The organism is Nonomuraea montanisoli, from assembly GCF_013363975.1.
Taxonomy (GTDB): Bacteria; Actinomycetota; Actinomycetes; order Streptosporangiales; family Streptosporangiaceae; genus Nonomuraea; species Nonomuraea montanisoli.
This window is the reverse complement of sequence record NZ_JABWGN010000006.1, coordinates 500,800-514,114: the sequence shown is the minus strand read 5'-3', so window position 1 is coordinate 514,114 and position 13,315 is coordinate 500,800. Positions and strand designations below refer to the sequence as shown.

The following is a 13,315-nucleotide window of genomic DNA, read 5'->3' as shown; positions in this document are numbered from 1 at the left end:
GGTTTCGGGGCGAGCATGGTGGCGACACATGGACGGACCACGGACAGACAAGGACCCCGATGCGCGAAACGCCGGAAGAGCTCAAGGAGCTCCAGGCCCTCCTCGACGCCTCCCTCTCCCGCTCCACCTCGCACCTGCGCTCCATCATCAACAGCGAGCGCACGCTGAGCGCCGAGCAGCTCACCCGGGTCCTCACCGGCATGCGCACCCTCGCCCTGTCCACGGTGACGGCCAAGGGCGAGCCGCGCATCAGCGGCGCGGACGGGCACTTCCTGCACGGCAGGTGGCACTTCGGCACGGCGCGCGACTCGGCCAAGGCCCGGCATCTCGCCGCCCGGCCCGCCGCCAGCGTCGCGCACCTGCGAGGTGAGGACCTGGGCGTGTTCACGCACGGCGAGGTCGAGATCCTCAACCCACGCGACGGCGAGCCGGCCGCGGACTGGCCGTACCTGCTGGCGTACTTCAAGGACTTCTACGGCGACGACCTCTTCGACTGGGACAACGAGGTGGTCTACTACCGGCTGCACCCGCACTGGATGACCGTCTACGCCCCGGACCTCGCGAAACTCGTCCCGGCGGAGTAGCCCGGCGCCCGCGAGCGGTTCGTACAAGACCGGGCCGGGGCGCGCGGACGAGACTGCGGGCATGAGCGAGAACACCTTCACCCCCGCCCTGGGCCGCTTCGCCCCCACCCGGTTCTACGATCACGTGATCGCGCTGACGCGCGAGCGGCTGTGGCGGGCCCTGGCCGCCATGCACGTGGCGCCGCGGCCCGACGACGTGATCGTCGACGTGGGCTGCGGCACCGGCTCGCTGGCGTTGTTGCTGGCCCGCGTGGAGCCGCGGGCCCGGATCGTCGGGGTGGACCCCGATCCCGAGGTGCTGGGGGCGGCGCGGCGCAAGGCCGACGCGGCGGGCGTGGCGGTGCGCTGGCAGGTCGGCATGGGGGACGAGCTGGTGGAGTCGCTGGGCGCGGAATCGGCGGACACCGTCGTGTCCAGCCTCGTGCTCCACCAGTGCCCGGTCCCGGTGAAGCGGGCGGTGCTCGCGTCGATGGCCGCGGTGCTGCGGCCGGGCGGGAAGCTGGTGATCGCCGACTACGGGTGGCAGCGGACGCCGCTGATGCGCCTGGCGTTCGGGATCGTGCAGCTCGCGGACGGCAAGGAGGACACCCAGCCCAACGCCGACGGCGCCCTTCCGGGCCTGATCTCGGCCGCCGGGTTTCGCGACGTGCGCGAGGCCGAGGTGGTGACCACGGCCACCGGCTCGATCTCCGTCTACGTCGCGCGCCGGGACTGACCGCGCAGATGCAGCAGCACGGCCGCGGGGGTGAGCCCCATCATCTCCCGCATCCGCCGGGTGAGGTGCGCCTGGTCGGTGAAGCCCGCCACGATCGCCGCGTCGGCCGGCGACCGGCCCGCCCGCATCGCCTCGGCCGCCCGGCGCAGCCGCGCCCACACCCGCCAGCGCGTCAGCGGCATGCCCACCTGACGCCGCGCCAGGGCGCGCAGCCGCTGGGGTGAGAGCCCGACCGCCGCGGCCAGGGCCGGCATCGGGACGCTGCGCTCCCGCAGCGTGTTCAGCGCCTCCACCAGGCGGGGATCGAGCTCGGTGGACGGGCGCACGCCCGCCCGGCCGATGTCCTCCTCGCGCAGGTCGCGCAGCTCCGGGACGGCGGCGATGCCGTCGCCGCTGTGCTCGCGCAGCCGGTCGGCGAACACGCAGTGCGGCTCGACGAAGAAGGTGAGCAGGTCCGCCGCCGCGAGCATGCGGTGCCGCGCCATCGGTGGCACGACCAGCGCCACGCCCCGATGACGGATCTCCCGCTCGTCCACCAGGGCCACCTCGCCCTCCACCGCGATGGCGACCTGGAAGGCGGCATGACGGTGGAAGGAACTGCCCGCCGCCGCGCCCCGATACACCGCGTAACCCTCGCCGACGGCGAAGCGCGGCATCTCCGTCCCGGCGTTCACACTCCGCGATGGTGCCAAACAGGGCGGGCGGCGGCAACGGCGGCCCGCCGGTGACGGGGTTCCCGTCACCGGCGGGCCGCCCGGGTCACACGCCGAACGCGGCCGGGTAGCGGATGGTGCCGGCCGGCACGGGCCGGGCGGGGTCGAGGACGAGCGCCATCATGTACTTGTCCTCGACGTCGAACGGCGGCCGGATGCCGTGGCCGGAGGCCGGGGTGAAGCCGAAGCGCGGGTAGTACTCGGCGTGGCCCAGCACGAGCACGAGGCCCTCGCCCTGCTCCCTGGCGGCGTCGAGGGCGGCGCGGATGGCGGCCGAGCCGGCGCCACGACGCTGGTGCTCGGGACTCACGGCGCACGGGCCCAGGGTGAGCGCCGGAGCGCCGTCCACGTGGCAGCGGGTGAGCAGCGCGAACCCGGCGATGGCGCCGTCGGGCTCCTGCGCGACCCACGAGAGGCCGGGGATCCACGCCTCCCGGTCGGCGCGCAGGGCCTCGACCAGGTCGGCCTCGTGGGAGGTGGGGAAGGCGGCGAGGTTGACCTCGCGGATCCGGTCGAGGTCGGCGGCGGTCTCGGGGCGGGTGATCCAGTTCATGGTGGTGTTCAGGTCCGTTTCTGTGGATGCGTGCGGGTGCAGGACGTAGCCGGTGCAGCGGTACTCGGCGCCGTGCTCCCGGCGCATGGTGATCTCGGCGCCGGCCTCCTTCATGACTGCCGGTCCCGGAACTTGTAGGTCGCACGCAGATGGCTGGTGATGGCCTTCTGCCGGTTGGCGCGCTCGCCGCGCAGCCGGGCGTCGGTGCGCGAGGCCGCGTACGCGTTCTCGCGCTGCAGCTTGCGGTAGTTGTCCAGGCGCCGCCGGGTCAGCTCGCCCGCCCGGATGGCGGCCTGGACCGCGCAGCCGGGCTCGGTGTCGTGGGAGCAGTCGCCGAAGCGGCAGTCCCGGGCGAGGCGTTCGATCTCGGCGAAGACCTGTTCCAGGCCGTCGGCGGCGTCGTACAGGCTGATCCCGCGCAGGCCCGGCGTGTCGATGAGGACGCCGCCGCCGGGAAGGGGGACCAGCTCGCGGCGGACGGTGGTGTGGCGGCCCTTGCCGTCCTGCGCCCGGACCGCGCCGGTGGCCAGGAGCTCGTCGCCGAGCAGCGCGTTGCCGAGGCTGGACTTGCCCGCGCCCGAGGAGCCGAGCAGGACCGTGGTGCCGCTCAGCAACGCGGTCAGCACGTCGATGTTCTGACCGGTGGACACGCTGGTGACCAGGATGTCCACGCCCGGCGCCAGCGCGCCCGCCTCGGCCCGCGCGGCGGCCGGGTCGGCGGCCAGGTCCGCCTTGGTCAGGACGATCAGCGGCCTGGCGCCGCTGTCCCAGGCCAGGGCCAGCAGCCGTTCGAGCCGGGCCGCGTCCAGCGGCGCGGCCAGCGAGACGGCGAGGACGACCGTGTCGACGTTGGCGGCCAGCACCTGCCCGTGGGAGGACCGGGAGGCCGACGAGCGCACGATCGCGCTTCGGCGCGGCAGCAGGGCCGCCAGCCGCGGCTCGCGGCCCGGGAGCAGCGCGGCCCAGTCGCCGGTGCAGGGCGCGAGGAGCGGGTCGGGGGAGTGGAGCGCCGTGAGAGCGGCCCGCACGGGGCCGGACTCGGTGACCGCGTCGCACAGGCCGCGGTCCACCCGCGCGATCCGGGCCGGGACCAGGCCGGCCGCGCCGTGTTCGGCGAAGGCGTGGTCGAGGGTTTCCGTCCAGCCGTACCGCGACAGGCCGGCACCGGACGGATCCGTGGAGCGGGACGCATGCGTGAAGTCGGACGGATCCGTGAAATCGGGTGGTTCGGTGAAGTGGTGGGGCAACGTGAGACACCTTGCGGGAAGGGGCCCCGACGAGACGCAGCCGCCACCTCGCGTACGCAGCCGGACGGCTACGGCGAGGGGAAGAAGTGGGTCAGACCGGGGCCCGGGACGTGAGGAATGTCCGGGCGCTGCGCAGGGCAGCGGTCTTCACCGCGGTCATCAAGCCTCACCTCCCTCTCATCCGGAACTGCACCACCAACGATCAGCACCCTAGCACCGCCGGCGGCGTGCGGCGTCGTCATTTTCCGGCGGGGTCATCTCAGCCCGGCGAACAGGTCGTCCTCGGGAAGCGTGACCGGCACGTGGGAGCGGGCCAGGTGGTAGTCCTCGGTGGGCCACACCTCGCGTTCGACGTCGCGGTCGTGCAGCATGAACCCGGCGTCCGGGTCGATCTGGGTGGCGTGCGCGAGCAGCGCCCGGTCCCTGACCGGGAAGTGGTCCGCGCAGGACACGCGCGTGGAGAACTCGGGCGCGGGGACGTCGGCGGGGAGCTCCGCCAGCACCTCCCGCATGGGTGATTCGAGGCCGCGCGCGGTCATGGCGTCGTGCATGGTCTGGAACCACGCCCTGGACAGGGCGCCGTGGTAGTAGAGCTTGGCCGGCTGCCAGGGCGGGCCCGCCTCGGGGTGACGGCCGGCGTCCCCGGCCGCGTCGAAGGCGGCCACGGTCACCTCGTGGGTCCGGATGTGGTCGGGGTGCGGGTAGCCGCCGGTCTCGTCGTAGGTGACGACCACGTGCGGACGGAACGCGCGGATCGAGGCCACCAGCCGGCCGGCCGCCTCCTCCACCGGCCGCCGGGCGAAGCAGCCGTCGGGCAACGGCTCGCCGGCCGCGGGAAGCCCGGAGTCGACGAACCCCAGGAACTCCTGCCGACGACCAGGACGTCCACGCCCTCGGCGGCGTACCTGGCCAGCGTGGCGGCGCCCTTGTTCGACTCGTCGTCGGGGTGGGCGTGCACGCTCATCAGGCGAAGGGGTTCGCCTCGGATGACGCGCATGTTCACACGGACTCCTCTCGTTCGGTACGCGGGAAAACATATGACCGACCTAAAAATAGGTCAATCATCGTTTTGTGCTCGTACCAGGAGAGGGCGTCAGGCGGGGAGCAGGCCGTGGACCTTCGCCAGGAGTTCGAGGGAGCGCAGCCACGCCTTCCGGTCGGGGGCCATGGAGACGACGATCAGCTCGTCCGCCTGGGCGTGCCGGGCGAACCGGTCGAGGTACTCCTCCACCTCCTGCGGGTCGCCGACCGCCGAGTACTGGGCCATCTGCGCGATCTGCCGTCCGGCGGAGGAGTCGAGCACGGCGTCGGCCTCCTCCGGCGTGAGGGTGCGGCCCGGCGTGAGGAACCGGGCGACCCTGAGGCGCTTGGCCGCAAGGAACTGCTCCTGCGCCTCCTCCGTGGTACCGGCCGCGACGACGTTGACCCCGGCGATCACGTACGGCCGTTCGAGCTGCGCGGACGGCTTGAACTCGCGCCGGTACACGGCGACGGCCTCCTCCAGCGCGGCGGGCGCGAAGTGGGAGGCGAAGGCGTACGGCAGCCCGAGCGCGGCGGCGAGCGTGGCCCCGAACAGCGAGGAGCCGAGGATGTACAGCGGCACGTCGGTGCCCTTGCCCGGCGTCGCGTCCACGCCCGGGATGCGGGAGTCGCCGGTCAGGTAGCCCTGCAGCTCCAGGACGTCCTCCGGGAAGGCGTCGGCGGTGGCCGGCGTGCGGCGCAGGGCCCGCAGCGTCTTCTGGTCGCTGCCGGGCGCGCGGCCGAGCCCGAGGTCGATGCGGCCGGGGTGCAGGGTTTCGAGGGTTCCGTACTGCTCGGCGATGGTCAGCGGGGAGTGGTTGGGCAGCATGACGCCGCCCGCTCCGAGGCGGATCGTGCGGGTGTGCGCGGCGACGTGGGCGATGAGCACGCTGGTCGCCGAGGACGCGATGGACGGCATGTTGTGGTGCTCGGCGTACCAGATGCGCCGGTAGCCCCACTCCTCGGCGTGCTGGGCCAGGTCCACGCTGGCGCTCAGGCTGTCGGCGGCCGTCTCCCCTTCACCGATGTGGGCGAGGTCGAGGATGGAGAGGGGAAGAGCCATGGGGGACAAGCCTTTCGTCGGTCCGGTTCGTGGCAGGCTGTGCAATCACCGCTGTGCAACCATCGCTGTGCAACCACGGGGGACCGGCGGATATTTCGGGCGGGCGGCGTCAGCCCAGGTCGGTGAGCAGCCGCCGGCTCCGGCCGGCCCAGTGGTCCAGCCCGTGGCGCAGGTGGGTCTCGTGCGCCTGCCGGGCATGCTCGCGCGCCCGCTCCGGCTCGCCCATGGCGCGGGCCAGCTCCGCCAGGACCAGGTGCATGGAGCCCCAGCCCGCCGCGCCCATGCCGCTGACGACCAGCCGCCCGGCGTACGGTGCGAGCCTGGCGTACACGTCCGCCGGTTCGGGGACGCCCAGCCGGGCGGCCACGTAGCCCCACACGACGGTCAGGAACTCCGTGGACCAGTCGTGGCGGACCTCGGTCCCCCAGCGGGCGACCAGGTCACGCGCCAGCGCGTGGTCGTCCGCTTCGAGCGCGGCCAGCACCGCCACGGGCCGCAGCGGCATCATGTCGGGACGGCCCGCCCGCGACACCAGCCCGCCGGCCATCTCACCCGCCCGTCCCCGCGCCCAGCGGCAGGTGAACAGGGTGATCAGGCCCGGGAAGTCGGGCCCCCACATGCTGGACCCGTCCAGCAGCGCGCTGGAGTCCCCGGCGAGCCGCTCGGCCTCCTCCCACCGGCCCTGGAGGGTACGGCCGGCGGCCTCGGCGATGCGCACCATCGCCTCCGGCTCGGGGCGGCGCACCTCACCCAGCAGGCGTTCGCAGCGCGCGAGGTCGCGTTCCCACTCCGCCAGCTCGCCGTCCCTCAGCAGGTGCGCCATCCGGAACACGCGCGCCACGACCTCCGCGCCCGCCGGCAGGCCGGGCACGGCCAGCATCTCCTCGGCGGCGCTCCTGCGCTCCCGCTCCCGCTCGGGCACCCAGGAGGCGATCACGTAGTTGTTCAGCACGCGCGTCAGCAGGGCGGGATCCCCGGCCCGGCGGGCGATGGCGACGGCTTCGGCGGCCCGCCGCTCACCCTCGGCCCGCCGCGTGCCCGAGTAGTACAGCTCGACGCCGAGCGTGCCGAGCAGCGCGGCGCGGTCACGGTCGTCGAGCGGCTCGTCCAGCAGGTCCTCCACCAGGGCGGCCAAGCGCTCGTCGGACTGCCCGTAGGCGCGCCAGTTCCACACCGCGACCTCGCCGAAGACGACGATCGCCGAGACCAGCGCCGCCTTGTCCCGCAGATCGGCGGCGATGCGGATCGCCTCGTCCAGCGCCGCCCGCGCCCCCTCCACGTCGCCCACGGCCCGCAACGCCCGCCCGAGCCCGATGAGCAGCTCGTGGCGGCGGCGCGGGTCGGCCCCGTCCCGGGCGTCCAGCACGTCCAGCCCGTCGAGCGCGCGGCGCCAGAAGCCGACCGCCTCGTCGTAGGCGTGCTGGTCGGCCGATCGGCGCGCGGCCCTGACCGCGTAGCCGATCGCCTTGGCCGCCCCGCCGACCCGGGAGGCCGCGCCGAAGTGGTGGGCCAGCACGGACGCCTCCACGCCGGTGAACGACTCCAGCGCCTCACCGGCCCGCAGGTGCAGCCGGGTCCTGCCCAGCCTGCCCAGCTCGGCGTACAGGGCGTCCCTGACCAGGGCGTGGGAGAAGCGGTAGTCGAAGCCGTCGGGCAGCTCGGCCAGCAGCCCGCTGGCCACGGCCGGTTCGAGCAGCGACATGACCTCTTCGGGCGGCAGGGCGCCCACCGCCGCCAGCGCGTCGAAGCTCACCTCGCGGCCGAGGACGGCGGCACAGCGCAGCAGGTCCTGGGTCGGCTCGGGCAGGCGCGCCACCCGGCGTCCGATCACCTCGCGCACCCCGGCCGGGACGCCCAGCGACGCGGCGTCCAGCCGGTGCTCGCTGTCCAGCAGGCGGAGCAGCTCGTTCAGGAAGAACGGGTTGCCGCCGGTCCTGTCGTGCAGCACGCCGGCGAGCGCGGGGTCGGTGAGGTCGCGCCGGGCGAGGTAGGCGGAGACCTCCTCCCGGGTGAAGGGCGCCGGCGCCAGGCGATCGGTGCCGGGTTCGCGGGCCAGCCGGCCGAGGGTGTCGCGGAGCTGCTCGGGGTCGCCTCCCGGCTCCGGCCGCAGCGTCGCCAGGATGAGGACGGGGGTGCGGTGCAGGTGCCCGGCGAGGAAGGAGAGCAGCCGCAGCGAGGAGGCGTCGGCCCAGTGCAGGTCGTCCAGGACGACCAGCCGGGGCTCGCCGGACGCGGTCAGCTCCTTCAGGACCCGCTCGTGCAGGCCGAACAGCGCCGTGTCGGGGTCCTCGCCGCGGGTCCCCGGCTCGCCGCTCAGCAGGTGCGGCGCGCCGGCCGAGTCCTGGCCGAACGAGCCCAGGATCTGCAGCCACGGCCAGAACGCGGGCGCGCCGGTGTCCTCGGCGCAGTGTCCCCACGCGGTGGCCAGCCCGCGGGCCTCGGCCTCGTCGGCGGCGGCCTGGGCGAGGCGGGTCTTGCCGATGCCGGCCTCGCCCGTGACCAGCAGGACACCGCCCCGGCCGCGCCGGGTCGCCGCCAGGCGCTCCGCGGCGAGGCGCAGCGGCTCCTCGCGGGCGATGAGCCCGTCCGTCGCCTGCGGCGGCGCAGGGGCCGGCTCCCGCACCTCGACGCGGGCCGGCCCGGGTACGGCCGCGGCCAGCTCGGGGGACTGGGCGAACACCGCCTGCTCCAGCGTGCGCAGCGCCTCACCGGGTTCGAGGCCGAGCTCGTCGGCGAGCAGCGTCCGGACCCTGCGCAGCGCCGCGAGCGCGTCGGCCTGGCGCCCGGCGCGGTAGAGGGCGAGCACCAGCAGCCTCCACAGCCGCTCCCGAAACGGCTGCGCCTCCACCAGGCGCTCCAGGTCGGGGACGCACGCCGCGCCCTCGCCGAGCGCCAGCCGCGCCTCGAACCGGTCCTCCATGGCCGTGGCGCGCAGCTCGCCCAGTCGCGCCGCGACCGGCTGGGCGAAGCCGTGACCGGCGAACTCGGCGAGCGGCTCGCCGCGCCAGGTGGCCAGGGCCCGGTCGAGATGGCGCAGCGCCATGGCGTGCTCGCCGAGGCCGAGCGCCCGGCCGCCGTCCTCGGCCCACGTGCTGAACCGGACGAGGTCCACCTGTCCCGGCGCGACGGACAGCAGGTAGCCGGGCTCGCGGGTGACGAGCACCGCGGCCGGCGTACGGGGCGGCCGGTCCGGCTCCAGCGCCTTGCGCAGCTTGGCGATGTAGACCTGGAGCGATCCCATGGCACTGGAGGGCGGCTCGCCCGACCACAGCTCGTCGATCAGCCGGTCGAGGGACACGATCCGGCCCGGTTCGAGCGCCAGCATCGCGAGCACCGCGCGCTGTTTCGGGGTGCCGAGCTCGACGGGCCGCCCGTGCGCGTCGAGGACTTCCAACGGGCCGAGCAGGCGAAAGTCCATGGCTCCTCATCGCTCGCGTTCATCCGGCGCACCAGCGTAAGGCGACGCTCGCGCGAGAGGAAACGAGCCGTCTGTCCGGAATGAGGCAGGTCGCCGACAAGTCGCGGACAGCTCCTCCCCAAGTGCCGCGCCGCATCGTGGTGCGGCGACGACAACAGGAGGAACAGTGACATCTCACGCGGCAGGTCTCCGGCGGGCGGTGCGCGGGCAGGTGCTCGTGCCGGGCGACGACGGCTTCGACGCGGCCCGGCTGCCCTGGAACCGGGCCGTCGAGCAGCGGGTGAGCGCGGTGGTGCGGGTGGAGGACGCGGCCGACGCGGCGGCGGTGGTCAGCTACGCGAAACTGGCCGGGCTCGGCGTGGCCGTCCAGCCGTGCGGTCACGGCGCCGGCGACGGGCTGGACGGGCAGATCCTCGTACGGACCGGACGGATGCGCGGCGTGGAGATCCGGCCGGAGCAGCGGGTGGCGCGCGTCGAAGCGGGCGTCCAGTGGGGTGAGCTGCTGGCCGCGGCGGCCGAGCACGGGCTGACCGGCCTGGCCGGCAGCTCCCCGGTGGTGAGCGTGACCGGCTACACGCTCGGCGGCGGCATCAGCTGGTTCGGCCGCGCGTACGGCATGGCCGCCAACGGCGTGCGCGCCTTCGAGGTGGTCGACGCCGGCGGCGCCCGCGCGCGGATCACCGCCGGGTCCGACCCGGAGCTGTTCTGGGCGCTGCGCGGCGGGGGCGGCGACTTCGCGCTGGTGACCGCGATGGAGATCGGGCTCGTCCCGGCCCCGCACCTGTACGGCGGAGCCATGGTCTGGCCGGTCGCCCACGCCGAGCAGGTCCTCGCGGCCTTCCGGGAGATCACGGCGACGGCTCCCGGGGAGCTCACCCTGTGGTTCACGCTCATGCGCTTCCCGCCGCTGCCCGAGCTGCCCGGACCGCTGCGCGGGCTGTCGGCGGTGGCGGTGCACGCCGCGTACCTCGGTGAGGAGGCGGCGGGCCGGGCCCTGCTCGCCCCGCTCGACCGGGCCGGGGCTCCGCTCCTCGACACCCGCGGCCCCCTGCCGGCGCACGCGCTGGGCGCCGTCGCCGCCGAACCGACGGAGCCCAAGGCCGGGCTGCTGCGCGCGGAGCTCGTCACCGACCTCGACGACGCCTGCGCCGCTGCGCTGCTCGGCGCGGCGGCGGACGGGTCCGTCGCCCCGCTGGCCGCCGTGCAGGTGCGGCATCTCGGCGGAGCGCTGAGCCGTCCCGTCCCGGACGGCGGCGCCTGCGGGCACCTGGCCGAGCCGTACGCGCTGAGCCTGCTGGGAGCCGCCGACACCCCCGAGCTCGCCGCCGCCGTCCAGGAGCGGCAGGCCGCGCTGTCGCGGGCGATGATCCCGCACACCAGCGGCCGCAAGCCGTACACGCTGCTCGGCCACGGGGAGAAGGCGGCCGCGGCGTTCCCGGGCGACGTGCTGGCGCGGCTGCGCGACGTCAAGCGCCGCCGCGACCCGCACGGGGTCTTCCGCAGCAACTTCCCGGTTCTGGGCTGACCGCCTTCCTGCGGGCCCGAGGGACCTATCCTGCGAGTCATGCTGATGATCGTGCGCGGGTTCGCGGCCGCGCTCCTCGTGGCGTCCCTGGCGGCGTGCACCGCGGAGGCTCCGGGGCGTCAGACGCCGGTCGCCTCCGCACCGGCCGCCTCCGCACCGGCCGCCTCCGCACCGGTCACCTCCGCGCCGGCCCCCTCGCGGACGTCCACGACACCGGCGGCCCGCGGGGCGTGCCGCGCGGGCTGCGACGCGACGAAGGCCCGCGACTACAACGGCGACGGCTACGCCGACCTCGCCATCGGCGCTCCCGGGCAGCAGTCGGACGAGGAGGACTCCACGCGCTCCGGATACGTCGTCGTCTCGTACGGCGGAGCCCGGGGCCTCGGCCCGCGTCGCCGCACGGTGCTCCAGCCCGGCCGGGACGGCCTGCCGCGGGGCTTCACCGAGGGGGAGAACTTCGGCGCGTCGTCCGCCGGCGGCGACTTCGACGGCGACGGCTACGCCGACCTCGCCGTCGGCGCGAGTTCCGAACGCTCCGACGGGCCCGCCGCCGTGACGATCGTCTTCGGGGGCCGGGACGGGCTGTCCGCCCGGTCGGCGGTTCTGATCAGGCACGAGGACCCGATGTTCGGGGAGTTGCTGACGGCGGGCGACTTCAACGGGGACGGCCACCAGGACCTCGCGGTGGCGACGGTGGAGGCGGCATGGGTCGTCTACGGCAGCGACGGGATGCGCCGGCAGCCGCCGCGGCCGCGGCTGGTCCGCCGGTCCAGTGCCATCAACGCGCTGGCCGCGGGCGACGTCACCGGCGACAGGATCGACGACCTCGTGGTCGCCTTCTCCGACGACGACCCGGCCGACGAGGGCACCGGAGCCGTCCACCGGGGGTCGCGCGGCGGGCTGAAGGGCGTGGCCGGTCCCACGTTCGACGCGTGGGGTGTGGGGGCGCTGGCGGTCGGCGACGTCGACGGGGACGGCTTCGGCGACGTGATCGCGGGCAACGCCTACGCCGACGCGGACGATCCCGGAGGCCAGATCTTCCTCCACCGCGGCTCCGCCTCGGGGCCGGCGGCCGAGAGGGTGCTGATCTCCCAGAACTCTCCCGGCGTGCCGGAGGACTCGGAGGACGGCGACGGGTTCGGCACGGAACTCGCCGTCGGCGACGTCAACGCGGACGGGTACGCGGACGTGGCAGTCGGCGCGTCGGGCAAGTTCGAGATGAACGGCGCGGTCTTCCTGCTCTACGGGGGGCGGGGCGGGTTGGCGGAGGCCGGGGCCCGGGTGCTCCGGCCGGGTGACGCGGGCTTCGCGGGGGACGTTCAGGCGTTCGGGGCCTCGTTGCGGCTGTCCGACTTCGACAAGGACGGGAGAGCCGACCTCGCGGTCACGACCCGGACCGAGCCTGTGGTCGCCGTGCTGGCGGCCTCGCCCGAGGGCGTGCGCACGACGCGGCCGCTGCTCATCAGCCCCGAACGGGTCGGCACCCCCGGCAAGGACTCCGGTTTCGGCCGCTCGTTGACCTGAGCGGCGCGCGGCCCGCCGGCGGCGAAAAGCGGATGCGGGCCGCCGGTGCGGTGGTGTGTGATCGGCGGCATGGCGATCGTGACCGGGGTGCCGCGGGTCGACGGGCTGAGCGAGGTCGTGGGCGTGCTGCGGGAGTGGCAGCACGAGGGGGCGCCGATGCAGCTCCATCCGGGAGACGTGGGCTGGTTCTGGCGCTTCGGCGCGGAGGCGACGGCCGCGGCGGTCCGGACGTGGAGCCGGGACGGCCGGATCCTCGCCGTCGGGCTGCTGGACGGCCCCGGGCTCCTGCGGCTCACGATCGCGCCGGACGCTCAGCGGGACGAGGAACTGGCACGGCGGCTGGTCGAGGACGTGACCCAGCCGGAGCGCGGCGTCCTCGGCGAGGGGAAGGCGGACGTCGAAGCGCCCATGAGCGCGCTGGTCCAGGACCTGCTGGCCGAGAACGGCTGGCACGCCGCCGAGCCGTGGACACCGCTGCGCCGCGACCTCGCGGAGCCCGTGCGGGACCCGGGCGTGCGGGTGGAGGTGATCGGGCCGGAGCGGGCGCACGTGCGGAGCGCCGTGCAGCGGGCGTCGTTCGACGGGTCGACGTTCACGGACGAGCGCTGGCACGCGATGGCGGCCGGATCGCCGTACGCCGACGCCCGGTGCCTGGTCGCCTACGACGACCAGGGCGAGGCGGTGGCGGCGGTGACGGTGTGGTCGGCCGGCCCGGGGCGGCCCGGGCTGATCGAGCCGATGGGCGTGCACCGGGAACACCGCGGTCACGGCTACGGCAAGGCCGTCACCGTCGCCGCGGCGGCCGCACTCCGTGAGCTGGGCTCGTCGAGCGCGATCGTCTGCACCCCGAGCTCCAACGCCGGCGCCGTCGCGACCTACGGATCGGCCGGCTTCCGCCGGCTCCCCGAGATCCGGGACAGACACCGGGACGCCTGAAAGCGCTGGGGCGCGTC

At 74.9% G+C, this 13,315-nt stretch carries 10 protein-coding genes and 1 pseudogene; 5 read left to right on the top strand and 6 right to left on the bottom strand.

All coding sequences use genetic code 11. The features are described 5' to 3' along the window. Window positions 1-59 precede the first annotated feature (59 nt). Both HTZ77_RS18070 and HTZ77_RS18065 read left to right on the top strand, forming a co-directional pair. A complete protein-coding gene (locus tag HTZ77_RS18070) occupies window positions 60-584 on the top strand; it encodes a pyridoxamine 5'-phosphate oxidase family protein (RefSeq protein ID WP_175590745.1) in 525 nt (174 codons plus the stop codon). 61 nt (window positions 585-645) lie between these two features. Continuing rightward, on the top strand, window positions 646-1,299 hold the full coding sequence (locus HTZ77_RS18065; RefSeq protein ID WP_175590744.1) for a class I SAM-dependent methyltransferase: 654 nt from the start codon (window positions 646-648) through the stop codon (window positions 1,297-1,299). On the opposite strand, the gene HTZ77_RS18060 is transcribed toward HTZ77_RS18065, so the two are convergent. From HTZ77_RS18060 to HTZ77_RS47510, 6 genes and pseudogenes are all read right to left on the bottom strand, one after another. Continuing rightward, on the bottom strand, window positions 1,278-1,973 hold the full coding sequence (locus tag HTZ77_RS18060) for an AraC family transcriptional regulator (RefSeq protein WP_328808639.1): 696 nt from the start codon (window positions 1,971-1,973) through the stop codon (window positions 1,278-1,280). The genes HTZ77_RS18065 and HTZ77_RS18060 overlap by 22 nt on opposite strands. An 85-nt stretch (window positions 1,974-2,058) precedes the next feature. Next, entirely contained in the window at window positions 2,059-2,565 is a 507-nt protein-coding gene (locus HTZ77_RS18055; protein ID WP_235994855.1) for a GNAT family N-acetyltransferase, read from the bottom strand. A 110-nt stretch (window positions 2,566-2,675) separates the two neighbouring features. Next, window positions 2,676-3,812, bottom strand: coding sequence for a ribosome small subunit-dependent GTPase A (gene rsgA / locus HTZ77_RS18050; protein WP_235994781.1), 1,137 nt, complete (start codon window positions 3,810-3,812; stop codon window positions 2,676-2,678). 254 nt (window positions 3,813-4,066) lie between these two features. Continuing rightward, window positions 4,067-4,809 (bottom strand): annotated as a pseudogene (locus HTZ77_RS18045) (PIG-L family deacetylase). A gap of 96 nt (window positions 4,810-4,905) precedes the next feature. Beyond that, on the bottom strand, window positions 4,906-5,895 hold the full coding sequence (locus HTZ77_RS18040) for an LLM class flavin-dependent oxidoreductase (RefSeq protein WP_175590743.1): 990 nt from the start codon (window positions 5,893-5,895) through the stop codon (window positions 4,906-4,908). Window positions 5,896-6,004: 109 nt separating this feature from the next. Further along, entirely contained in the window at window positions 6,005-9,313 is a 3,309-nt protein-coding gene (locus HTZ77_RS47510) for an AfsR/SARP family transcriptional regulator (RefSeq protein ID WP_175590742.1), read from the bottom strand. A gap of 166 nt (window positions 9,314-9,479) precedes the next feature. On the opposite strand from HTZ77_RS47510, the gene HTZ77_RS18030 reads away from it, so the two are divergent. The 3 genes from HTZ77_RS18030 to HTZ77_RS18020 all read left to right on the top strand — a co-directional run bounded on the left by HTZ77_RS18030 (window position 9,480) and on the right by HTZ77_RS18020 (window position 13,298). After that, window positions 9,480-10,838 carry an FAD-binding oxidoreductase gene (locus tag HTZ77_RS18030; protein ID WP_175590741.1) on the top strand — a complete coding sequence of 453 codons (1,359 nt, stop codon included), beginning with the start codon at window positions 9,480-9,482 and terminating at the stop codon, window positions 10,836-10,838. Between the two features lie 39 nt (window positions 10,839-10,877). Beyond that, complete coding sequence (locus HTZ77_RS18025; RefSeq protein WP_175590740.1) at window positions 10,878-12,362, top strand: FG-GAP-like repeat-containing protein; 1,485 nt, start codon at window positions 10,878-10,880, stop codon at window positions 12,360-12,362. Between the two features lie 69 nt (window positions 12,363-12,431). After that, the gene (locus tag HTZ77_RS18020) at window positions 12,432-13,298 is read left to right on the top strand and encodes a GNAT family N-acetyltransferase (protein ID WP_175590739.1); all 867 of its coding nucleotides are present in this window, start codon (window positions 12,432-12,434) and stop codon (window positions 13,296-13,298) included. The last annotated feature ends 17 nt before the right edge of the window (window positions 13,299-13,315 follow it).

What these genes read in the sequence shown, in the direction of transcription:
- HTZ77_RS18070 (WP_175590745.1), top strand. Translation starts at nt 60, where the DNA reads ATGCGCGAAACGCCGGAAGAGCTCAAGGAGCTCCAGGCCCTCCTCGAC.
- HTZ77_RS18065 (WP_175590744.1), top strand. Translation starts at nt 646, where the DNA reads ATGAGCGAGAACACCTTCACCCCCGCCCTGGGCCGCTTCGCCCCCACC.
- HTZ77_RS18055 (WP_235994855.1), bottom strand. Translation starts at nt 2,565, where the DNA reads ATGAACTGGATCACCCGCCCCGAGACCGCCGCCGACCTCGACCGGATC.
- HTZ77_RS18040 (WP_175590743.1), bottom strand. Translation starts at nt 5,895, where the DNA reads ATGGCTCTTCCCCTCTCCATCCTCGACCTCGCCCACATCGGTGAAGGG.
- HTZ77_RS47510 (WP_175590742.1), bottom strand. Translation starts at nt 9,313, where the DNA reads ATGGACTTTCGCCTGCTCGGCCCGTTGGAAGTCCTCGACGCGCACGGG.
- HTZ77_RS18025 (WP_175590740.1), top strand. Translation starts at nt 10,878, where the DNA reads ATGCTGATGATCGTGCGCGGGTTCGCGGCCGCGCTCCTCGTGGCGTCC.
- HTZ77_RS18020 (WP_175590739.1), top strand. Translation starts at nt 12,432, where the DNA reads ATGGCGATCGTGACCGGGGTGCCGCGGGTCGACGGGCTGAGCGAGGTC.